Annotated in this window: 16 protein-coding genes and 1 pseudogene; 5 read left to right on the top strand and 12 right to left on the bottom strand. The window is 62.3% G+C overall.

The window, feature by feature from the left end:
* The first annotated feature begins 1 nt into the window (after position 1).
* From xdhC to guaD, 3 genes are all read left to right on the top strand, one after another.
* Complete coding sequence (gene xdhC, locus K3555_RS22025) at positions 2-895, top strand: xanthine dehydrogenase accessory protein XdhC (RefSeq protein ID WP_260008848.1); 894 nt, start codon at positions 2-4, stop codon at positions 893-895.
* A 31-nt stretch (positions 896-926) separates the two neighbouring features.
* Positions 927-2,510 carry a xanthine/uracil/vitamin C permease gene (locus K3555_RS22020; protein ID WP_260008847.1) on the top strand — a complete coding sequence of 528 codons (1,584 nt, stop codon included), beginning with the start codon at positions 927-929 and terminating at the stop codon, positions 2,508-2,510.
* Positions 2,511-2,573: 63 nt separating this feature from the next.
* Positions 2,574-3,872, top strand: a complete 1,299-nt coding sequence (gene guaD, locus K3555_RS22015) for a guanine deaminase (protein WP_260008846.1) — start codon at positions 2,574-2,576, stop codon at positions 3,870-3,872.
* A gap of 78 nt (positions 3,873-3,950) precedes the next feature.
* Here the strand turns inward: guaD and K3555_RS22010 are convergent, their stop codons facing one another.
* Complete coding sequence (locus tag K3555_RS22010; RefSeq protein WP_260008844.1) at positions 3,951-5,285, bottom strand: uroporphyrinogen decarboxylase family protein; 1,335 nt, start codon at positions 5,283-5,285, stop codon at positions 3,951-3,953.
* Positions 5,286-5,407: 122 nt separating this feature from the next.
* On the opposite strand from K3555_RS22010, the gene K3555_RS22005 reads away from it, so the two are divergent.
* The gene (locus K3555_RS22005; protein WP_260008843.1) at positions 5,408-6,898 is read left to right on the top strand and encodes a PLP-dependent aminotransferase family protein; all 1,491 of its coding nucleotides are present in this window, start codon (positions 5,408-5,410) and stop codon (positions 6,896-6,898) included.
* On the opposite strand, the gene K3555_RS22000 is transcribed toward K3555_RS22005, so the two are convergent.
* Positions 6,895-8,202: a HAMP domain-containing sensor histidine kinase gene (locus K3555_RS22000; protein WP_260008842.1), complete on the bottom strand. Its 1,308-nt coding sequence runs from the start codon at positions 8,200-8,202 to the stop codon at positions 6,895-6,897. The two genes, K3555_RS22005 and K3555_RS22000, sit on opposite strands and share 4 nt — an antisense overlap.
* Before the next feature lie 40 nt (positions 8,203-8,242).
* Positions 8,243-8,914, bottom strand: a complete 672-nt coding sequence (locus K3555_RS21995; protein ID WP_259993058.1) for a response regulator transcription factor — start codon at positions 8,912-8,914, stop codon at positions 8,243-8,245.
* A 135-nt stretch (positions 8,915-9,049) separates the two neighbouring features.
* Here K3555_RS21995 and K3555_RS21990 point away from each other — a divergent pair, with 135 nt between their 5' ends.
* Positions 9,050-10,174, top strand: coding sequence for a trypsin-like peptidase domain-containing protein (locus tag K3555_RS21990; RefSeq protein WP_260008841.1), 1,125 nt, complete (start codon positions 9,050-9,052; stop codon positions 10,172-10,174).
* On the opposite strand, the pseudogene K3555_RS21985 reads toward K3555_RS21990, so the two are convergent.
* From K3555_RS21985 to K3555_RS21945, 9 genes and pseudogenes are all read right to left on the bottom strand, one after another.
* Positions 10,175-10,544: pseudogene (locus K3555_RS21985) on the bottom strand (hypothetical protein); the annotation flags it as partial.
* A 310-nt stretch (positions 10,545-10,854) separates the two neighbouring features.
* Positions 10,855-12,093: an MFS transporter gene (locus K3555_RS21980; protein WP_260008839.1), complete on the bottom strand. Its 1,239-nt coding sequence runs from the start codon at positions 12,091-12,093 to the stop codon at positions 10,855-10,857.
* Positions 12,094-12,125: 32 nt separating this feature from the next.
* Entirely contained in the window at positions 12,126-12,359 is a 234-nt protein-coding gene (locus K3555_RS21975; protein ID WP_260008837.1) for a tautomerase family protein, read from the bottom strand.
* Positions 12,360-12,363: 4 nt separating this feature from the next.
* Complete coding sequence (locus K3555_RS21970; RefSeq protein ID WP_260008835.1) at positions 12,364-16,305, bottom strand: amino acid adenylation domain-containing protein; 3,942 nt, start codon at positions 16,303-16,305, stop codon at positions 12,364-12,366.
* A gap of 130 nt (positions 16,306-16,435) precedes the next feature.
* Complete coding sequence (locus tag K3555_RS21965; protein WP_260008833.1) at positions 16,436-17,185, bottom strand: arylmalonate decarboxylase; 750 nt, start codon at positions 17,183-17,185, stop codon at positions 16,436-16,438.
* 63 nt (positions 17,186-17,248) lie between these two features.
* The gene (locus K3555_RS21960) at positions 17,249-18,142 is read right to left on the bottom strand and encodes an NAD(P)-dependent oxidoreductase (RefSeq protein ID WP_260008831.1); all 894 of its coding nucleotides are present in this window, start codon (positions 18,140-18,142) and stop codon (positions 17,249-17,251) included.
* Between the two features lie 132 nt (positions 18,143-18,274).
* The gene (locus K3555_RS21955; protein WP_260008829.1) at positions 18,275-18,856 is read right to left on the bottom strand and encodes a TetR/AcrR family transcriptional regulator; all 582 of its coding nucleotides are present in this window, start codon (positions 18,854-18,856) and stop codon (positions 18,275-18,277) included.
* 152 nt (positions 18,857-19,008) lie between these two features.
* Complete coding sequence (locus tag K3555_RS21950; RefSeq protein WP_260008828.1) at positions 19,009-20,652, bottom strand: DUF6005 family protein; 1,644 nt, start codon at positions 20,650-20,652, stop codon at positions 19,009-19,011.
* On the bottom strand, positions 20,649-21,677 hold the full coding sequence (locus tag K3555_RS21945; protein ID WP_260008827.1) for an AMP-binding protein: 1,029 nt from the start codon (positions 21,675-21,677) through the stop codon (positions 20,649-20,651). The genes K3555_RS21950 and K3555_RS21945 overlap by 4 nt, the downstream gene beginning before the upstream one ends.
* Position 21,678: the final 1 nt, after the last annotated feature.

Genomic DNA, 21,678 nt, shown 5'->3' with positions numbered 1-21,678 from the left:
CATGGCCCGCCGCCATTCCCTCCAAGACTTTCTGGCCAGTCGCAAACATGTGGTGCAGGTGCGCCTGACCCGCGTTCGCGGGTCTTCCCCGCGCGAGGCCGGCACCTGCATGTTTGTGGCGACAGAGGGCTTGTGGGGCACCATTGGCGGCGGCCAGCTGGAATATATCGCCATCGACCACGCCCGGCGGATGCTGAAGCAGGATATGATCAGCGACACCTTGGACGTACCGCTGGGGCCGGAGATCGGCCAATGCTGCGGCGGCCGGGTGGAAATGTCGCTGGCGCAGATGCGCCAGGCCGACCGCGAGGACGCGATTGCCCGCCAGCAGGCTGATGAGCAGACCCTGCCGCATGTCTATGTGATGGGCGCAGGCCACGTGGGCCGGGCCTTGGCGGATCTGTTCCAGCATATGCCGATGCGCTGCATCCTGATCGACCAGCGCGCCGAAGAACTGGCCCAAGCCCAAGCGGATGTGGAGATCCGCCAAAGCGCTATCCCTGAGATCGACATCGCCACCGCCCCGGCGGGCAGCGCCTTTGTTGTTCTCACCCATGATCACGCACTCGACTTCCTGCTTGCCTCCGCTGCCCTGCAGCGCGGCGATGCCGGATACGTGGGCCTGATCGGATCGGCCACCAAGCGGGAGAAATTCCGCCGCTGGTGCCGGGATCATTGCGACGGTCAGCGAACCGACCGTCTCATCTGCCCCATCGGGGCAAGCGGCAGCCGCGACAAGCGGCCCAGCGTCATCGCGGCCTTCGTGGCTGCGGAAGTGATCGCTGAATTGACCTCTGAAACTGCCGCGTCCGCTCCAGCACGGAGCATTGATTTGCCTCAAACGGGCAAGCAACCGGACGCAGAGGGAGACACGGCTGGAGTGATCAGCCGTTAAGGACTGCGTCCTCTGATAGGAGGAGGCCGCCATGACCACAGGGCGGAGCTACACATACAAACTGTTCGCGCGGAATGACTTCAGTGCATTCTGGGCGTTGTTTACCGACAACCTGATCAACCTGATTGTGCTTTCGGGCATCTGTCAGTTTGTCTTCAACATGCCTGCCGACATCGTGTTCGGCCGCATCGTGCCGGGTGCCGCAGTGGCGATACTGGCCGGTGTCGCGGTTTACACCTGGCTGGCCAAACATACAGCCGAGAAAGAGGGGCGCGACGTGACTGCGCTGCCCTATGGCATCTCAACGCCCGTCATGTTCGTCTATCTGTTCGGCGTGATCGGGCCGATCTACTGGTCCACCAATGACGCCATGCTGGCCTGGCAGGTGGGCATTGGCGCGGGTTTCATGGGCGGTATCGTGGCTGGCCTTGGCGCCATCGTCGGCCCCTGGCTCAAACGTGTGACCCCGCGCGCCGGCATGCTGGGCACGCTGTGCGGCATCGCGCTGGTGTTCATCGGCACCGTGCCGCTGGCGACGATTTTCGAAGACCCGTTCATTGGCTTTGCCTCGATGATCATTATCCTGTGGGGCCTGGTCGGCCGTCACCGGCTGCCGTTCAACATTCCGGCGGGTCTTCTGGCGCTGATCGTCGGCACCGTTGTGGCGCTTGGCATGGGCAAGGCTTCGGTCTCGTTCGAAGGTGTGGGTGTCTACCTGCCGGTCCCCTACTTCGGTGACCTGATTGCCGGCATCCAGCATCTGTTTGCCAACCCGGAGCTGTTCCTGGTTCTGGTGCCGGTGCAGATCTACAACTTCATCGAGACCATGAACAACGTCGAAAGCGCCGAAGCGGCGGGCGACCACTATCCGGTCGGTCTGTGCCAGGTGACCGACGGTGTCGGCACCATGATCGGTGCGGTCTTCGGCTCGCCGTTCCCGACCACCGCCTATATCGGCCATCCGGCCTATAAACGCATGGGCGCGCGCTCGGGCTATATCATCGGCGTTGGCCTGGTGATCCCCTTTGCCGCCTTCTTTGGCCTCTTGGCGTTCCTCAACAACCTGATCCCCGTGGCCGCTGCCGCGCCGGTACTGGTGTTTGTGGCGCTCAGCCTGGTCACCAACACCGCGCATTCGGTGAAGACCGACCATATCGCGGCGGTGACCATCGCGATGATGCCGCATGTCTCGGCCTTCCTGGTGATCAAATGGGGCGCACTGGCCGGCGCATTGGGCGCATTGGGTGCCTCCGGCATGGCGCAGCTGGGTGATGCTGAGCTGACCGCAGCGCTGCTGCAGCAGGGCGCGCATTACGAAGGCCATCTGGCCCTCAGCCAGGGCGCGATTCTGACTGGCCTGATCTGGGGCGCCATTGTCGCCAGCGTGATCGACGGCGACTTCCGCAACGCAGGCGGCTTTGCCCTGGCGGCGGCGGTGATGTCGCTGGTCGGTGTGATCCATTCTGCCAGCCTGCACTGGCCGGAATTCAGCGGCGTCGCAATGGGCTACCTGATCGCGGCTGCGTTCCTGTTCATCTATCCGATCTTCCACAAGGCGGATGAGCATGAGGACGCTGCCAAACCCCATGTGCCGCACCTGCCTGCAGGCGAATAATCCCAAATGAAAAGGGGCAGGGGGCACCGCGTCCCCTGCCTGCGAACCAAGGACATCAAAGACATGACATCGAAACAGACGCTGCTGCGCGGGCGGGTGCTGACCTTCACCGCTGAACCGCAAGGCGCTGACGACACCAGCGCCTATCAGTTCATCGAGGACGGTGCGCTCTTGCTGGCGGACGGTATGATCCTGGCCAAGGGCAGCTATGGCGATCTGGCCGCGCAGGCGGCGGAGGCGCAGGTGATCGACCATCGCCCGAACATCCTTATGGCCGGCTTCATCGACACCCACCTGCATTTCCCGCAGGTGCAGGTGATCGCCAGCTGGGGGTCACAACTGCTGGAGTGGCTGAACAATTATACCTTCCCTGAGGAAGTCCGCTTTGCCGATGCCGGCCACAGCGCGCAGATGGCCGGGCATTTCTTTGACCTCTTGACCAGCCATGGCACCACCACCGCCGTGGCCTATTGCTCGGTCCACAAGACCTCGGCCGAGGCGTATTTCGACGAGGCCGCGCGCCGCAACATGCGGATGATCGGCGGCAAGGTCCTGATGGATCGCAATGCACCCGAGGGGCTGCTGGACACGCCCGTCAGCGGCTACGACGATACTAAGGAGCTGATCGCGAGGTACCACGGCAAAGGCCGCGGGATGTATGCGGCCACCCCCCGCTTTGCCATCACCTCCACCCCCGACCAGATGGAGATGGCGGGTGCGTTGGTGAAGGAGCACCCCGAGTGCTACGTGCAAACCCATCTGTCGGAAAACCACGACGAGATCGCCTTTACCGCCGAACTCTATCCGCAGGCGCGCGACTATCTGGATGTCTACCAGTCCTATGGGCTGCTGACGGAAAAGATGCTGCTGGGCCATTCGATCCACCTGAAACCGCGCGAGATTGATGCGCTGGCCGAAACCCAGGCCAAGCCGGTGTTCTGCCCGACCTCCAACCTGTTCCTGGGCAGCGGGCTGTTTGATGACGCGGGCCTGCGCAGCCGCGGCATCACCAATGCAATTGCCACCGACATCGGCGCGGGCACCAGCTATTCGATGCTGCAGACGTTGAACGAGGGCTACAAGGTCCTGCAATTGCAGAACCAGAAGCTGCACCCCTTGCGCGCGTTCCACTGGATCACCCGCGGCAATGCGGTGGCGCTGGGGCTGGAAGACAAGATCGGCACGCTGGAGGCAGGCACCGAAGCCGATATCGTGGTGCTCGATCCCCGCGCCACCCCGGCAATGGACCTGCGGATGCAGCGGGCAGAGACCCTGTCCGAGGAACTGTTTATCCTGCAGACCCTGGGCGACGACCGCTCCATCGCGCAGACCTATGCGGCTGGCAAACCGATGAAGGTTTGAGTATCCGTTGAAAAAAGACCGGCCCAAGGGCCGGTCCATAGCTGCCGGACAGAGGCGTCCCGGCAGGGAGTGAAACCTTCAGGAACGGCGTTGGACCGGCTCCGCGCCATAAACTTCCTCAAGTATAATCTCGACTAGATCGAACTCTGTGTGCAGGTTGACGTCCTCGAAATAGATGTGGCTCGGCCAAGCCTGGCTGACGTGGTTGTCCTCGGGCAGATCCACATGGGCGCAGACGTTGCGGATGGCCGCCACATGGGTACGGGCCATCCCGCGGGTTTCTGCCTTGGCGGCGTCCAGATCCTCGATGCTGTTGCGGTCGATTTCGGGTGAGCCGATACCCGAGGTCAGCGGCATGTTCCGGGCGATCGCCTGCTGTTCATAGAAAGAGATGTCAACCTTGTCCGCAGCCAGCCGCATTATGAAGACAGGGTTCACGCTCACCTTTGCATCTGTCAGTTCCAACAGGGCCGGGTTTTCCAAGGGCGCCGGTTCGGGTGTGGCGGCGGTGCTTGCCTCGGTGCCGCCGCGGCGGCGGGATCGGCGGTCTTTCTTCCTGGCCAGCGTCACGTGGTCGCCGCGGTAGTTGTTGTCGAACACCCGGCCGGCATAGGGCTTGTCCCTCAGCATGTGCCGGATCGCGCGGATCGACATGTTTTTGCAGTTCTCAGGCCCAATGAAGAAAGGCGAGCCGGAGGCGTCCGACAGTTCGATCCAGCCGTTCGGGAAGGTGGCGATATGGTGGTCCATCCACGGCCCCAGCACCAAGTCGCCCAGATGATCCAGCAGTGCATTCACCTCATCCGGATCATTCACCACATCGCCCAGCAGCGGCTCCTGCCCATAGATGTCAGCGGCCAGGCTGTAAGGCGCGGTGATCTGCAACAGCGGCGGCAGACCGGTCAGCTCCTCATGCACCCGCAGGATCCTGGTGATCGCCAGCGGCACTCCGGAAGTGAAATCCGGAGTCTTCAAGTCGCGCCAGTTGTCCTTGCTGATCAGCATGTTATCGGGGTCGGCACCCGGCGGGTATTTATCCGGGTACATCATGGTCTGGCCCAGCGGCTCGCAGGACCAGGCATAAAGCGCCCAGGTGATGTAGAACTTGTTCACCCCCAGCAGGCGGCTGACCGCAAGGTTGGCGCGGACATAGCGATAGGGGTCCTCGTGGTAATACTCGCGGGTCTCAATCCCATAAAGATCGTTCAGCACCGCCAGTGCCAGCATGTGGACCGAGGCGACGCTGTTGACCCGGTTCGGGTCGGCCTTTTGCCCGAAATTGGCGTCGAAACCGCCGACGATGGCCGCGTCGAACACCCGCTTCATTTCTGCCTTGGCCCCGGCATCGCCCGCTTGCCAGGCACGCAACAGGTCAAGACCCTTGGGGAATGCGTAATCTTCAATTCTGGTCATGGATTGGCCTCAAACCTTCGTGAACCCGTGGCGCGTTTTGCACCAGTTTGGATTGAGGCTACTAAAGAGTGGGTACATCAACTATACCCGTTATTGATCCAACTATAGACCCACTTGAACCAATGCCGAAATCCCCGGGCGGCGCCTTGCTGCAAGGTTTCACAATCGAACGCGACTCCCCGGTGCCGATCTACCGGCAGCTGGATGCCTCGTTACGGCGGCTGATCCTGGACGGGTCGCTTGCACCGGGGCAAAAACTGCCCTCCACCCGCGAACTGGCACAGGAGCTGGGGATTTCGCGGATCACGGTCAAGAATGTCTATGAACAGATCATCGCGGAGGGCTATGCCCAGGCCAAGACCGGGGCAGGCACGTTTGTTGCCGAGGGGCTGGATACAGAGGCTTTTCCGCAGGTCCGCGCACCGCGGCACAGAGAAAAGCCGGCAGATTTCGAGATTTCCGACCACGCGCGAACCATCAACGCGTCAAAGTCCCTTGCGCGCTACGGCGAGACCGCGCCCTTTCGTCCCGGCGTGCCTGCACTGGAGCAGTTTCCTGCGAAGCTCTGGCAGAAATACTTGGCCGGGGCGATGGAACGGAACGCGCGGCGCAGCCTGAGTTACGGGCAGGTGAATGGCAATGCAGCCCTGCGCGAGGCGATTGCCAGGCATCTGGGTGATGCCCGCGGCATGAAGGTTGATGCGGAGCGGGTCATCATCACCTCCGGCGCGCAGCAAGCCTTTGTTCTGATTGCTTTTGTTTTGCTCAATCAGGGGGATACGGTCTGGTACGAAAACCCCGGCCATATCGCAGGACGGGACGTGATGCAGATCATGGGGGCCCAGGTGGCACCGGTGCCGGTGGACGGCGAGGGGCTGGATCTGGACCACGCTGTCCGCCGGTATCCGAAGCCTGCGCTGATTTTCACCACCCCGTCGCATCAGCAGCCATTGGGCACCACGATGAGCCTGGGGCGGCGGCTGGCACTGCTGAATTACGCACAGGAAAACAACGCCTGGATCATCGAGGACGATTACGACAGCGAGTTCCGCTACCGCGGCCGGCCGCTGCCCGCGCTCAGCGCCTTGGACAGCGCGCGGCGGGTGTTTTACGTGGGCACGTTCTCGAAATCGATGTTCGCGGCAATGCGCCTGGGTTATGTGGTGGTGCCGCCCGAGTTTGCCGGAACCTTTGCCACCGCGCGCAACCTTTTGGGGCAGAACTCCTCTGCCGTGGTAGAGGAGGCGATGGCGCGTTTTATGGCGGACGGGCGGTTCACCGAGCATATCCGCAAGATGCGCAAGCTATACCGGGTCCGCCGGGATGTGCTGTTTGAGAGCCTGGCACGCGAATGCAGTGAATTCCTGGAGCCGCAGCGCACCGATGCCGGCATGCATATGGTGGCCTGGCTGAAACACGGTATTGATGATCAGGCCGCGCATGAGGCACTGCTGGCGGCGGGCATCGACTCGCTGCCAATCTCGGTCTACTGCATCGAACCGATTGACCGCGCGGCGCTGGTGCTTGGCTTTTCCGGCGTGGATGAACGGATCATTCCACGGCTGGTCAAACGGCTGGCGGAGGTGCTGAAGGAACTCAGGTCAGCGCACTAACCGCTGAAGGCCACCTCAACTTGCAAGCCGGGATTTGCATCGGACAGGGTCAGCCTGGCGCGATGCAGCTCGGCAATTGCCGCCACCAAGCTGAGGCCGAGGCCGCTGCCCTGGGTGGTGCGGCTTTGTTCCAAGCGGTAGAGGCGGCGCAGCACATTCTGGTGCTCGGCTTCGGGAATGCCGGGGCCGTGGTCGCGCAGGGACAGGATTGTTTCCCTGTTGTGCTGCAGCGACAAGCTGATGCCCGAACCTTCCGGCGTGTGGCGCAGAGCGTTTTCGATCAGATTTGCCAGCAACTGGCCGAGCAGCGCCCGGTCACCGCTGACCAGGACCGGCGTTTCCGGCAGGCTAAGCGTGAACGTCCGGTTTTGCTCTTCGGCGGCCGGTTCATAGATTTCGGCAAAGGTGGCTGCGATTTCGCAGAGGTCCACCGGTTCGAACCGCGATCTCGGCGTGCCGCCTTCCAGCTGGGCAATCTGCAGCAGCGCCTGAAAAATACGGGTGATGCCGCGGGTCTCCGCAAGCGCCTGATCCGCCAGCGATTGCGCATTTGACGGCAGGTCCGGCATTTCCTGCAAGCGGGCAAGCTGCACCGCCACCCGCTGGATCGGCGTTTTCAGGTCATGGGCAATATCGGCAGAGACCTGCCGCAGCGCCTCGGTTGATTGCTGCTGTGCCCGGGCCATGCGATTCACGCTCTGGCCGATACGGGTGATGTCGCTCCGGCGCGCCGCTTCCGGCACCCGAGCGCCAAGATCGCCGGAGGTCAGCGCCGACAGTGTGTGCTCAATCCCCGCCAGCGACCGGGCCGAGCGCCGCGCCAGCAGCACGCCGCCCAGGACTGCGATGGCAATGGCCGGCAGCAAGCTGAAAAACAGCACCCGCAGATAGGTCTGCCGCAGGTCATCCAGAGGCTTGGCAGTCTGCGCGACGGTCAGCAGCCCGCCGTGGATGTATTCGCTAAGAGAGATGAAGCGGCCGGTGATCTCAACCGGGGCCGGCCCCAGTGCCACGACCCGGAACCCTTCTTGCTGCTGCATGATCGCCGCATTGCCGGCCACGATCCGCCCGCCCGGGCGGCGGTAACTGAGAAGGCGCCGTTGCGGATCGGTCTCGGCGGTCTCAGCATTGACCAATGCGGCCAGTGCAGCGGCGGAAGGCGTGGCCCGGAAACCCGCCATATCCTGAGTCAGGCTCTCCTCGATCGCCTGCCGCTGGGAACCATGCGCAACATAGTAGGTGATCCCAAGGCTGAGCGCACTGGCCGCCACAAACAGCAGCGACAGCCACAGCGACTGCCGCATCGGCGACGAGCACAGTAAAGCCCGCGTGCGGCTCCGCCGGTCACCCGGCAATCCGGTACCCCGCACCGCGGACGGTTTCGATCAGATCGCTGGCAAAGGGCTTGTCCATCTTGGCGCGCAAACGGGAGATATGGGTCTCCACCACATTGGTCTGCGGGTCGAAGCTGATGTCCCAGACCGCCTCCAGCAGCATGGTGCGGGTCTGCACCCGGCCCTTGCGGCGCATCAAATGCTCCAGCAGGCGGAATTCGCGCGGCAGCAGGTCAATCTCCTGCCCTTCGCGGGTCACCTTGCGGCGGACCAGATCCATCTCCAGATCACCGGCCCGAAGCACAGTTTCCTGTGTCTGCAGCCCTGGGCGGCGGGCGAGGGCAGCAACACGGGCGGCCAACTCGCCAAAGGCGAAGGGTTTGACCAGGTAATCGTCCGCCCCAGCCTCCAGCCCGTCGATCCGGTCGTTCACGCCGCTGAGTGCGGTCAGCATGATCGCAGGCGTGCGCAGCCCGGCGCCGCGCAGGGTCTTGATCAGGCTCAGCCCGTCCAGGCCGGGCAGCATCCGGTCGATGATCAGCACGTCGTAGTCAGCCGCGTTGGCCTGCAGCAGCCCCTCGCGGCCATCAGTGACGAGATCAACACTATGCCCCTCCTCGCGCAACCCCGTGGCCACATAAGGCCCCGTGGTCGTGTCGTCTTCCATCACCAGGATCTTCAAGGCTTCCCCCGCTTTGCTGCCGGCCCGGTGATACACCGTGTCGCGCCTCTGCACACATTACAGATCTGTATAGAAGACGTCAGGACATTGAAATCCGCACCCGCCATCTGCCTTGCATCACTTCAACGCAAGGAAATGAAGATGCCCAAAACCCACGCTCCCAAACGGTTTGCCTTTGCCCTGACCGCTGCCGCCTCAGCAGCGGCGATGTTTACCCTGGCGCCTGCACCCGCACTGGCGGTGCCGGCGGGCGGTTATGCGGATCTGGTCGAAACCATCTCGCCTGCGGTTGTGTTTGTCGAGGTCACCGGCAAGGCGCAGCCAGCTTCCGGCCGGCAGACCATTCCGAATGACAAGTTCATGGAAGAATTCATGCGCCGGTTCGGCGGCAAAATGCCCCGGTTCGACGACAGCCGCCCGGTGAAGGGCGCAGGCTCCGGCTTCGTGATCTCCGGAGACGGGCTGATCGTCACCAACCACCACGTGATCGACAATGCCCAGACCGTATCCGTCACCCTGGCCGATGGCAGCGTGCATGAAGCCACCGTGATCGGGGCCGACCCGCTGACTGATATTGCCCTATTGAAGGTTGAGGCCGCCGCGCCGCTCACGGTGGTGGAATTCGGATCCTCAGACGCGCTGCGGGTGGGTGACGAAGTGCTTGCCATGGGAAGCCCCTTCGGCCTGGCGGGCACGGTGACATCGGGCATCGTCTCGGCCACCTCCCGCAATATCAACGCCGGGCCGTTTGATGACTTCATCCAGACCGACGCGGCGATCAACCGGGGCAATTCCGGCGGTCCGCTGTTCAATGCCGAAGGGGAGGTTGTCGGCGTCAACACTATGATCTATTCGCCCGGCGGCGGCTCGGTCGGGATCGGCTTTGCCGTGCCCTCGGACATGGTGCAGAAGATCGTCGCTGATCTGGAGGATGATGGCGAGATCACCCGCGGCTGGCTGGGCGTGCAAATCAAACCGCTGTCCGAGGACGCCGCCAACGTGCTGGGCCGCGAGGCAGGCAAGGGCGTGGTGATCGAAAGCGTGGCGGCTGACAGCCCCGCAGCTGAAGCCGGCCTCAAGCCGGGCGACGTGGTGCTGCGGTTTCGCGGGGCTGACGTCAATGAGCTGCGCGATCTGACCGCAGCGGTGGCGATGAATGCCCCCGGAGAAGCGGCACAGATCGAGGTGCTGCGCAGGGGCAAGGAAGTCACCCTGGATGTCACCTTGGGCGACCGCGCCAGCCAGGGTCAGGTTTCATAGCCAACCGGCGTCATGCCCGCGATCACTTGGCAGCCAGCCCACGACCGGGTGACTGCTGAGCAAAGCCCGGGCACCGATGCAGCCGCTGACTTGCCCGGCGGTAACAAACGGGTTGAGCGGGCGCCCTTGGCTTTCACAGACGGCATGCAGTTTGGTATTCATGCCACCCTTGGTTCTGCCAAATAGGCGGCCACGCCTCCCTTTTTCGCGGCCATACCGGCCGCGGTGCGGTGTGCCTTGAGATAGGTCGCGTCCACTGCCCGGCAGGGCATCACTCAGTGAAGTCCCGAGAGGGGATCATGATCGTCTGCTCTTCGCGGTGCTCGGCAGCCAGGCCGGCCATAATCCGCGCGAAGATGCCTTTCTCGTTCCCGTTGCCCGGCAAGGCTGTGAAGCATGCCTGAGATGAAGCGCATCACAATCCGGTCCTGAAACCCTTTGCAGACCGGCTGCGGAAGGCAGGAAAACAGAACAAAGTCGTCATTATTGCCGTTGCCCGCAAGCTCGTATCAATGGTCAACACACTCTGCAAATTCCGCCGGAAACGGGCCGCTCAGACCGTCTGAACAATACAGTTTCTAGGTACATTTTTTGCATCAGCATCAGCACAACAAACGCTACCCCCGTTTCGCAACGGGAATAGCGCGGCAGGATCAAACCTGCTTGGGGAGGAACCGGTGTCAGCTGGCTGCGCGCAGTCCGCGGTCCAGAGAAACGCTGCGCAGCATGGTGGAGAAGCGTTTGTAGCTTTCAGGAGAGTAGCGAACTGCAAAGAAGATCATCAGGAGCGACCCTGCCGCCATCACCAGCCAAACGTTGCTAAGGTCTGACATTGCATCCCGAACGGCACCAGCGGACAAAGGCACGAAGCTTGCCAGAATATAGCCGCCGCCCTGCACGAAAGAGGTGAAGTTGCCTGCGGTTGTGGGATCATCAACGTGATCGATGGCTACAATGATTGACAGCGGGAACAGAATGCCGATGCCAACACCCAGCAACGCCATTGCCAGGAAGGACATGTCAATCGGGGCGGTGTACAGCACGCCGAAACCCAAAGCTGTCAGGATCAGCGCAACAACCAGCGGGCCGCGGCGGTCCGGGAAATGGTGAATGAAAGCCGCCACGCCCAAGGCTGTTGCCGCTTCGATCACCGTCAGCACCGACAGCAACAGGCCTGCAGCACCTTGATCCAGTCCCTGTTCCAGATAGAAGGGCGGGATCCAGGCCATCACCAGCATGAAGGCGCCGGTGCCGACCCCGAAAAACAGCATCAGCGACCAGCAGCGCGCGCTGCGCCAGAACTGCGGCGGCGTGGTGCCCGCTGCGGGGGCAGGCGCTGTGCGCTCGCTATCGGCGTTGCGCGCGGCCATGGCCCAGATCAGAACCGCGAGAACTGCGGGCAGGCCCCAGGCCGCCAGAGTACCGGTCCAATCCAGCGAAGACGCAAGCCCTGCAGCCGTACCCGCTGCGATGCAGGCCCCCGCCACGATCCCGGTGGAGTAGAGACCAATCACCCGGCCGGTTGCCGCGCCGAAATTGCGCTTGGCGAAGCCCGGCATTAGCGATTGCACCATGGCAATGCCAATCCCGGCCCCGGCGGCGGTAACAAGAAGGCCGGCACCGGTGGGCAGCCACATGCGGGCTGCACAGGACAGGGCGATGATCACCGCGCCCAGCGTGATGCCGCCGCGCTCACCCAATGCTGAACGCAGCTGGCGCACATAGATGGCGCCAATGCCCATCAGAAACACGGGGATCATGGTCAGGAAGCCGATGATAGTGGAATTGACACCGGTATCGCCCAGGATTTGCGACACCAGCGGGCCGATGGCAGCAACTGCAGGGCGTAAGTTCAGTGAGATCAGGAATATCGCGACCAGCAGTAACGCTGGTGATGCTTTGGCAATGCGTGTGGTCATGGGGTGTCCTTTCAACAGGTGGTATGCGGGGGTCAAACCGCCGAATAATCCGGCGATTTGAGCAATTCTTGCGGACGGGTTTTGATATCCGGAACAAAGACGCTGCCGTGCCAGTCATCCGGCGCCACCGGACGCAGTGCGATGGATACCGCGTGCGGGGAGCAGCCAAAGACCTGAGTGACCGACCGGGTAATGGCTTCGGAAAGGGCGGCGTGCTGTTCCGCCGTCAGAGTGGCGTCGAAATGTTTGATAATGACGTGGGGCATGGGATCAGGCCTCTTGCAGATTACGGGTTTCAGGGCGGGTCGGCTGCCATGCCGGAACGTGGCGGCGAATTGCAGCGGCCAATTCGGAAACGCCGCCGGGTTTGAGCAGCTGATAGTGGTCCGCAGCAAGCGTGTGGACCGGTGCCGGAGCGGCAAGAGTGCGGGTGGCTTCCTCCAGGAAGGAGAGATTGTCGCCTGGTGCCTTGAACAGGCGCACCGGCGCGGTCACTTGGCGCTGTTCCATCTGCAGCCCGTATTCCGGCGCATAGGTCTGTGCCACCAACCGGGTGATACGGCCGATCATGCCCAGGTCGAGATCCGGCTTTTCGGCAGCGATATACCTTACGAAGCCCTCCAGATCCGAGACCTGTTCGATCACCGGGGCCACCCGGTCCGCAGCGATAGTCTGCGCAAAGACTGAATACAGGATGGTCAGGAAGGACGGATCGCGGAACAGCGCGGCCTCATCCGCACGAGCGGGATCGCCGCCGGGCAACTCCGGAGAGCCCGGCGCGATCAGGGTCAGCTCCGCTACCTCGCTGCCCGCCTGCTCCAGCTGATAGGCGGTCTCATAAGCCACACGCGCGCCAAAGGAATATCCCCAGAGCGTGTAGGGCCCCTCCGGCTGCGCCTGACGGATCAGTTCGGCATCGCGGGCTGCCATTTCCTGGATCGAACCGCAGATCTTCTCGCCGGGGTTCACGCCCGAGGCCTGCACGCCGATGACGGGACGGGGCGTGTCAATCTCCCGCGCAAGATGGCGCAGGTTCATCGGGTAGCCGCCAAGGCCGGGCCAGCAGAACACCGGGGCGCCTGTGCCTTTCTTCAATGGCACTGCACGCGACAGGCTGGAGTCTGCGCTGCCGCCATCCAACCGGCGTGCCAGCGCTTCGATCGTCGTGTCCTCAAACAGCACCTGCACCGGCAGGCTGGCCTCAAAGGCCCGGTTGATGCCCTGCACCAGTTTGACGGCCTTCAGCGAGTCGCCGCCGATTTCAAAGAAATCGTCCTGTACCGAGACCTCCTCGATGCCCATTTGCGCGCACCAGATCCCAGCCAGCCGGGTTTCCGTATCATTGCGGGGGTTGATGATCTCACGTTCGGCAGCGGCATCGTCGAACTCAGGGAGCGCCTTAAGGGCGTTCACATCCACTTTGCCCGACGCGCTGCAGGGGATCGACGGCACCAGCGCCAGTTTGCTGGGCACCATATAATCGGGCAGCAATGACTGCAGGTCGCGGCGGATTAGTTCAGCCGGGCCTTCCATATGCACGCTGTCTTCGTGCATGCCTTCATGCGCAATTTGTTCGGCGCTGACCTTGCCGAAAACGGCACTGTAACAGGCACCGGAAGTAAAGCCCTGCGCGTTCAGGATGTCCTTAAGACGGACCGCCGCAACAAGATCATTTCCCGATTTGGAGCTGTAGCCGGACGACATGGTCCCGATCCGGCGGCTGTTCTGCTGCACACGCTGCAGACTGCGGCCCAGGTCGATATAGGCGTGCCAGCGCTCCGCATCCCGGCTGACCATCGAGATCATGCCGCTGGCGCGCTGATAGACCCGCTGGTTGATGGCGATTACATGGCGCTGTTCCATGATGTGACGCGAGAACGGCTGCAAGCCGCCGTCCCGGTAGGCATAATGTCCCGGCTCCAATCCCGACACCTTGCTGCCATGGGCCTGCACATAGAAATCCACCGGCAGATCTGTTAACCGGTCGGCATGTGCGGTGACCGCATAGCCCGCAATGTAGATATGATCCGGGCCGCATTGCAGATGCGTCAGCGCATCGGGCCCAGCTGTACCCGCACCGATTCCCAGGCCATGGGCGGGCAGGACATGATCCATCAGGCCCAGAATATGGCCGGTTTCAAATTCCAGCACCTCGCGGAGGTTGTTCTTGTAAACCGGTTCAATCGCCGGAATATTTCCCACGAAATGCAGTTGCATTACCGGCTTGGCCGAGGCTGGGCGCGGCGCTGTCAGAACCAGTTCATGGCGGGCCGGATGGTAATAGTAATAACCGGGCTCAAACCCCGCCACATTGGCCAGCTCCACATATACCTGTGTCGCGTTCAGTGCGCCCGGTGAGGCATAGGCATGCTTGGGCAGCAGCCGTTCCCCGCTGGTGAACTGACCCAGCCAGCGCAGCAGAAAACCCAGATCGCCGGCGCTGAGCGCCTCAAGCCCGCCTGCGGCTGAGGCCGGTTGTTCCGGCTGCGCCAGAACCGCAAGCACATCCTCGGCTGAGACCTCTCCGCCTTCGTAGAAACGATAGGTCTTGCGGGCAAAAGCCAGCTGCCGCTGGGCTGCGTCCGCATCGGCACCCGCCAGGGCATAGGTTTTGCGCCCTTCGGTTTCCGCCGTGCTGCGCAAGCCCGCGCCGGACAGCTGCGCGCGCACTTGCAGGCGGCTTTTCTTGCTGTGGTGGTGGGCACCGGCATTGCCCTGATCCATCAGCGGTGCTTCACGCTGGTTCAGCTCAATACCGGCAGCAAGAACCGGCTGGCCGGTGCGGGCATGCGGTTTCACAAACACCCCGGCGGCCTTGACCCAGTCGTGGTTCTCAATCGCCAAACGGATTTCATCCAGTTCAATCCGGTAGCCGCGGAATTTGACCTGATTGTCGGCGCGGCCCTGGAATTGCAGGCTGCCATCGGGGTTGCGCCGCACCAGATCCCCGGTTTTGTACAGCCGCAGCGGCATGCCGCCAGCCGGGCTGATCCAGGTGATAAAACGCTCGGCGGTCAGGTCGCCGCGATCATGATAGCCATTGGCCAGCTGACGGCCGCCGATATAGAGCTCCCCGGCTGCGCCTTCGGCAACGGGTTGCAGATTTCCATCCAGAATCCAGCAGCTTGTATTGGCGGCTGGCTGGCCGATCGGGATCATCTCCGGGCCATTCTCCAGCGCTGCCGGATCCACCGTGTGGGCGGTGGCGTTAATGGTGCATTCGGTCGGGCCGTAGAGATTCACCAGACGGCAGCCGGGGCGGGACTCAAAAATCCGGGCGGCCAGTTTGCGGGTCAAGGCTTCACCGCCGCTGAACAGGCTGGTCAGGCTGGTGCAAGTTTCGAATTCCGGCAGGTCAACCAATGCCTGCAGCAAGGTCGGAACCCCCTGCAGCATAGTAACTCCATGCTGTTTGACCTGCTCAATCAGCGCTTCCGGGTCGCGGTAAACGCCGGGGCGGCCCATCACCACCTGAACGCCGCAGCAGACTGCCAGCAGCTCCCACTGCGCAGCGTCAAAGCTGACGGGGGTTTTCTGCAGGATGACTTCGCCTACACGCAGCTTCTGCTCAGTCTGCAGCCAGGACAGCTGGTTGAGGATCGCCGCATGGGAAATGCCAACACCCTTAGGGGCACCGGTGGTGCCGGAGGTGTAGATCATATAGGCTAGATCATCCTCCAGCAGCGCAGGGCCGCACAAACAATCGCTATCTTCCCGGCCAGGGACCGCATCCAGCGCATCCAAGGTGATCACGGTAACTTCCGGCAGGATCATCTCGGCCAGGCGGCCGCGCAGCTTGTCCTGGGTGACAATCACGTCAATACCCGCATCGCGGATCATATAGCTCAGCCGGTCCACTGGGTAATCGGTGCCCAGCGGCAGATAGGCGCCGCCTGAGAACAGAATACCCCAGAGGCCGGCCATCATCTCGGCAGAGGAGTCCGCGAACAGCCCCACCCGGCTTCCCGCGCCGACACCTGTGCGTTTCAGGCGGGCGGCCAGGCGGGCGGCATATTCGGCCAGATCGCTATAGCGCAATGCGCTGGTATCGTCGCATACCGCGATTTCTTCACCGCGGCAGCGCACCTGCAGCATCAGCATATCAACCAGCGAGGTGCGTTCCGACGCGGCGCGCAGCAGCGCGCGGGTGATATCGGTCTGCTGCGGGCGGGCGGTAACGGGTCTGGAGAGGAGCGAGTTGGGGGTACTCATGGTATGTCCTGTCAAGTATTGGAATGTTCATTACAAAACTGGTGGCCACTCACCGCCGAGGCAGGCCGGCAGTGAGAATGCTGCTATTCGGAATAGATGCCAGCAGCAGGTACGCCTGCTACGGAATGAGTCAGTGGTTTTCGTAGAGAAGACCTCGGCCGGAGATCGGGTCGGTCACGCCGCAGCTACGCAAAGCGTGCCAGTAGAGAACCGCATTATTCGACAGCACCGGTTTTCCAATCCAGGTTTCCGCGGCAGCGGCAAAATCCGCCATGGGAACATTGGTTCCCACTTGGACAATGGCTTCCACATCCGGTCCGTCAACGTCCAGCACCGCGTCACGCAGATTTGCCGGGGAAACGTCCGAGATATTTGACGGCGTCCGCCCGCCAAGGCCATGCGTGGCTGCAACCTCGATCCCGCTGTCAGTGAAGAACCGCGAAACCGGCTCATCGCCCAGTTCCAGATAGGGCGAAATAAGGCCAATTCGCCGGATTCCGCCAAGTGCCTTCAACGCTGCCAGGATTGCATCTGCGCTCATAATGATCTTTGCACCACCTGCTGCTTCCGCCAGACGGCCATGCAAAGCCTCATGCGCAGCGTGGCCTTCCCAATAGCCATCTGGCGATACCGCAGCAATGATCGCCCCGGTGCCGCAATGGCGCAGGCTGCGGATGGCGTCCGGGGTGGAGCTACGGATGTTTTCAATCACCCGGTTGAAGCCATCCGTATGGGTCAGGGAATCATCATCAATAAGCATCCTGCCGATGTGATTGGTAACGCTAAAGGGGCGCATGTCCTCCATTTCAGGCTGCGCTGAAGTGTTGGTTGACGGAATGGCAACGCCAATGCGCAGCCGCTTGCCGAGAAAATTACTCATAGTCAGATCCTGTAAATATTTAAAATTCTTGAGGGCAGCGGCCAATGGCCGCCGCTGCGGACTTCAGGCAAGGATTGAGGCTGCCATATCAGCATCGCCCCGGCCTTGCGCCTGCACCCGCCGGTAGCGATTCAGGCCTGCCTCGGCCAAATCCGCCCGCACGCCTGCCTCCCGAGCGGCATCAAGGATCAGCCCACTGTCCTTGACGGCGTTGTCTACGGTGAAAGCCGGAGTGAAATCTCCCGATGCCATGGCCAGGGCTTTCATTTGAAAGAAGGGGGTATCCAGTGGCCCGCCACGCAGAATCTCCGCCACCAGTTCCGGATCCAGTCCCAGGCCGCGCGCCAGGGCCAGACTCTCTGCCGCTCCATGGGTCAGTGCGAAAACCCAGCTGTTCAGCGCCAGCTTCAGCCGGGTTGCCATTCCGGGGGCGGTGTCCAGCCAGCGGGTGGCTTTGCCAACAGCATCCAGCACCGGCTGCACAGCTTCCTTTGTACTGTCCGGACCGGCAGCCAGCACTAGAAGCTGCCCGGCCTCTGCCGGCTGGCGGGTGCCAAGCACTGGTGCGTCGATAAGGGTAAGCCCCTTGCGGTCCGCCAGCGTCTTCAGCCCGGACATGTCGGCCGGCCCGACTGTGCTCATCTGCAGCCAGCAGACAGGTGTCTCCGGCACGCTCTCAGCGTCCGGCAACACCGACATGACTTCTGCGATGGCCCTTGCGTCTTTCAGCATGGTCACAAGAACTCTGGCGTTCTGAACCGCCTCAGCGGGATCCGCAGCTACTGTGATATTCGGGGCCGCCAAGGTTAAAACCTTGTCTGGGGAGCGGTTCCATACACTGACCTGGCAGCCAGCCGCAGCGATATTGCGTGCCATCGGGGCCCCCATCAGCCCGGCTCCCAGAACTGCCACGCACAGGGCGGAACGGGGTGGCGGCGAAATTGCGTCCGGTGTCATGTTTAACCTCTGTTTCTTGGGTTCCAGCGACCGCTGTGAAGTTAACCCCACTGGGGTGGCCGCAATTAAAACCGCTTATGGAACAATCATTCCACAACAGTCAACAACCAATGGGAGAACTTCATGCTAATGTTACACGGATTCGATGGAGGCTTCGACGATACTGTGCAGATAGGGCTGGCGGCAGGCCGCTGGAAGCCCTTTACTGACAACTCTAATGCCTTGTATTACCGCAACAAAGTACCGGGATAGCATTTGACAGTCCTGATCAGGCGAAATTTCTCCGGCCTTTTGGCCGCGCTTTAGAAGGCGCAGCAACCCGCTCTCCAGCCGCTCGAAATGCTGCGCGACCAGCGCGCTGAGTTCCGGATCCCGGCCGGAAACCTCCAGGCTGCTGTTGGCGGCAAAACAGCCAAAACCCTCATGGTCGCTCAGCTCGCTGTCAACGATGGACAGCAGCAGTGCCCGGAGGTTGTTTCTTACATCACCAGGCCGGGAGATCAGCGCGACGTTCTCGGTGGTTACCCTCCGGTATTCTTTAAGGGCAAGCGCAAAAAGCGTTTTCTTGCCCCCGAAGGAATTGTAAATGGTGCTGCGGGACAGGCCGGTTGCTTCCACCAGATCATTCATAGAGGTCGCAGCATAGCCATTGCGCCAGAATGTGCGCATGACCGCGTCAACCACCGCGCCTTCATCAAATTCTCTTGGCCTCATAGTGCTCTCAACCGTTCTGTACCGAATGTTTCAGAACTAGGCCAGAAGAGAGATTCATGCAACAATGTTGTGCTAGCTGATTGAGCGTAGCGGGGGAAAGCCGCGAGGCAGCAGCCAAACGTTAGGTGGTTGGCTGCTGCTTGCTTCGGATATCACTCCTGAAATTTCGGGTCTTGTCGTACTGTTCGGCCCCTTACCGGAACAGACCCTTGGTTGATCTGATGGCCGGTGCTGGCCAGCGTATCGGCCAGGGAACCGGGGTGGGTTTCGACCAAAAGCCGCAGCCCGTGGGCGGCCGCGATGATGCAGGCGTCGCGCAGGGCGCGGATGGTCTGGCGGCGCTCGTCCGGGGTGGCCGCAGCGCTGGCTTGCCGGCCTGCAAAGGTGCGCATCTTGCCAGCCCCCCAGGTCCGGGCCTGGGCACAAAGCGCCAGGGTGCGGCTGCGCAGCAGATCCGGATCATGCAGCGGCAGGTAGTCGCTGATCATCGGCACCGACAACCCCTGCGCCGCCATCCACTGATCGTTGTGGATGGCCAGCGGTGATTGGTTGCGCGCGTGAATGGCCCATAATTCGATACCCTGAAAGCCGTTGTCGCGGGCCCAGTAGGCAATGTCCTTGAGCCCGATCAGCTGGTGGCGGAAGGAAATGGTGCAAAGCGAGATTTTCATTCCGGAACCTCCTGCGACTAGGGGCTGGCCGGGGAACTGGCCTGAAGAGTGGCCTGCGCTGGCAGGTTGATGGCGCACCAGATGCCGAACTGGGCCTTGAGCGCCCCTTTTGATGGTGAATTCAAGCTGGTCCAGCGCATCCAGCGCCGCGAATAGGTCGGGGATCAGGGCACGGTCGCCTGTATGGGCGATGCGGGCGGCCAGCGCCAGAGGGCGGGCGGGATTGCAGTGATAGCTGAAGATCCGCCGCAGGGCGGAGGTCAGCACATTGTCATCCGCGCGGAAGGTCCCGGTAAAATAGGCGGCCAGGTCCTGCAGCTGCGGCACCTGCGCATGGCCGCTGTGCAAGGTGTAGCCGCCCGCGACGGTGGGCTGCGCCATCGCATTCAGGATCGCCTCGCGCGGCAGGTCACCGCGCCAGCGGTAGTCCGGGTCATAGAGGTGCCAGAGGTCCGGATCATCTGTCAGCTCAATGATGGCATAATGCGGGAAGGGGTTCTGGTTGTACTTGTTCTCGCGCTCCGGCAGGTGGAACATGTCGAGGAAAACCACCAGCTGCTCATCGTCTGATTTGGTCGAGAGCAGCTGTTCGAAACGGATCAGGTTCTGCTCCTTGGTCTGTCCGTGGTCGTACCATTCGCGTACCGGGATATTGTAGAGCCGTTCGACCCAGCCCGCGTACAGATCCTGGGTGATTTCTTCGCTGTGGTAGGCGAGCTGCATCGCGGGTGTGACGGCAAAGCTGCTGTCGCAGGTGCCAAAGTAGAAGGGGCGGAAATTCAGATACTCATGCCGTCGAATGGCGGCGCAGAGGCAGCTGACAAAGCAATGCACGGTGATTTCGCTGGGGGCGGGGGCGGTATCCGGCTCAGGCGCGGGAGTCGCGCCCAGCAGCATGCGGATCAGGCCGTCGACGGTGGTGAAATCGTCTTTGGACGGCTCGCGTTCGGGCATCTCAACGCCATGGTCCGTCTCCAGATGCAGCATCAGATTGATGAGGATCACCGAGTCGATGTGCAGGTCGTCGTTCAGCATGGCTTGCGCGCTGAAGTTCTGCATATGCGGGTTGGCGAGCGGTCCGGCGAGGGTCTGGCGGATGGCCTCAAGGACATGGTCGTAGGTCATGCGTCTGCACTCTCCGGTGTGAACTCTGCGGCGATCTCGCGGCGGCTGATCTTGCCGTTGGCCTGGCGGGGCAGGGCGGGCAGATGCTGAATCAGGGCGGGCCGCTGAAAGCCGGCAAGTGCCGCGCGGCAGGCCTGGCGGATGGTTTCTTCGGTTTCGGTGCCTGAATAGAGCAGCCCGGCGCGAGCGCCGCTGTGCGGATCGGAGATGCGGAAGGCGACGGCATCGGATACGCCGGGCAGCGCCATTACCACCTTTTCAATGTCCTGCGGGTAAACGTTTAGGCCCGCCACATTGATCATGTCATCGGCGCGGGCGGTAAAGACCAGCATGCCGGTATCATTCAGGTGGCCGAGGTCGCCGGTGTCGATTGAACGTCCGGCCACGTTGATACGCACTGCATCCGGGGTGCCGTTGCGGCCTGCAGTAAGGGTAACGTGCGGCAACGGGCGGCCGACGTCATAGGGGGACTGCAGGTCGGGGTTGATGGCAACACATCCAGCCTCGGAGCAGCCGTATTGCTGGAACAGATGGGTGGAGCGGGCGCGGATCAGCTGGAACCAGGCCTCTGGCAGCACGGTGCCCGAGGTGTTGGCCGCGTGCAGCATCTGATCCTTGGGCAGAAGCCGCGCCAGCGTGTGCAGCATCGCAGGCGAGGTGTAGAGCAGCGGCTGATCCGTCTCGCGCAGGCGGCGCAGGATGTATTTCGGGTTCAGGCTGTCGAGCACCACCAGCACATGGCCGCGGTGCAGCACCACGAAGACGCCGGCAATCAGCCCGTAGGAATGGGTAACGGGGCAGGCGATCACTGGCGTCATCGCGGCGCTGGCGGTGAAGAAGGCGGCGTAGCTTTCGACATCAGTCGCGATTTCCTCCCATGTGCGGGTGATCACCTTGGCCGCACCGGTGGTGCCCGAACTCATCTGCACCAGAACACCCCTGCGCGGGGAGTCCTGGTCTTGCGGCAGCTCGGTTTGCTTCAGCCCGTCGCTGAGCATCACATCGCAGCCCGCCGCCTGGGCCATT

This window comes from Leisingera sp. M527 (genome assembly GCF_025141525.1).
In the GTDB taxonomy this organism is placed as follows: domain Bacteria; phylum Pseudomonadota; class Alphaproteobacteria; order Rhodobacterales; family Rhodobacteraceae; genus Leisingera.
This window is presented reverse-complemented; position numbering and strand designations above follow the sequence as displayed.

Excerpts from the sequence above, each read along its gene's own strand:
- xdhC (WP_260008848.1), top strand. The coding sequence starts at position 2 with ATGGCCCGCCGCCATTCCCTCCAAGACTTTCTGGCCAGTCGCAAACAT.
- K3555_RS21980 (WP_260008839.1), bottom strand. The coding sequence starts at position 12,093 with ATGACCACACGCATTGCCAAAGCATCACCAGCGTTACTGCTGGTCGCG.
- K3555_RS22000 (WP_260008842.1), bottom strand. The coding sequence starts at position 8,202 with ATGCGGCAGTCGCTGTGGCTGTCGCTGCTGTTTGTGGCGGCCAGTGCG.
- K3555_RS21965 (WP_260008833.1), bottom strand. The coding sequence starts at position 17,185 with ATGAGTAATTTTCTCGGCAAGCGGCTGCGCATTGGCGTTGCCATTCCG.
- K3555_RS21955 (WP_260008829.1), bottom strand. The coding sequence starts at position 18,856 with ATGAGGCCAAGAGAATTTGATGAAGGCGCGGTGGTTGACGCGGTCATG.
- K3555_RS21945 (WP_260008827.1), bottom strand. The coding sequence starts at position 21,677 with ATGGCCCAGGCGGCGGGCTGCGATGTGATGCTCAGCGACGGGCTGAAG.
- K3555_RS21960 (WP_260008831.1), bottom strand. The coding sequence starts at position 18,142 with ATGACACCGGACGCAATTTCGCCGCCACCCCGTTCCGCCCTGTGCGTG.
- guaD (WP_260008846.1), top strand. The coding sequence starts at position 2,574 with ATGACATCGAAACAGACGCTGCTGCGCGGGCGGGTGCTGACCTTCACC.
- K3555_RS21950 (WP_260008828.1), bottom strand. The coding sequence starts at position 20,652 with ATGACCTACGACCATGTCCTTGAGGCCATCCGCCAGACCCTCGCCGGA.
- K3555_RS22020 (WP_260008847.1), top strand. The coding sequence starts at position 927 with ATGACCACAGGGCGGAGCTACACATACAAACTGTTCGCGCGGAATGAC.
- K3555_RS22005 (WP_260008843.1), top strand. The coding sequence starts at position 5,408 with ATGCCGAAATCCCCGGGCGGCGCCTTGCTGCAAGGTTTCACAATCGAA.
- K3555_RS21990 (WP_260008841.1), top strand. The coding sequence starts at position 9,050 with ATGAAGATGCCCAAAACCCACGCTCCCAAACGGTTTGCCTTTGCCCTG.
- K3555_RS22010 (WP_260008844.1), bottom strand. The coding sequence starts at position 5,285 with ATGACCAGAATTGAAGATTACGCATTCCCCAAGGGTCTTGACCTGTTG.
- K3555_RS21975 (WP_260008837.1), bottom strand. The coding sequence starts at position 12,359 with ATGCCCCACGTCATTATCAAACATTTCGACGCCACTCTGACGGCGGAA.
- K3555_RS21970 (WP_260008835.1), bottom strand. The coding sequence starts at position 16,305 with ATGAGTACCCCCAACTCGCTCCTCTCCAGACCCGTTACCGCCCGCCCG.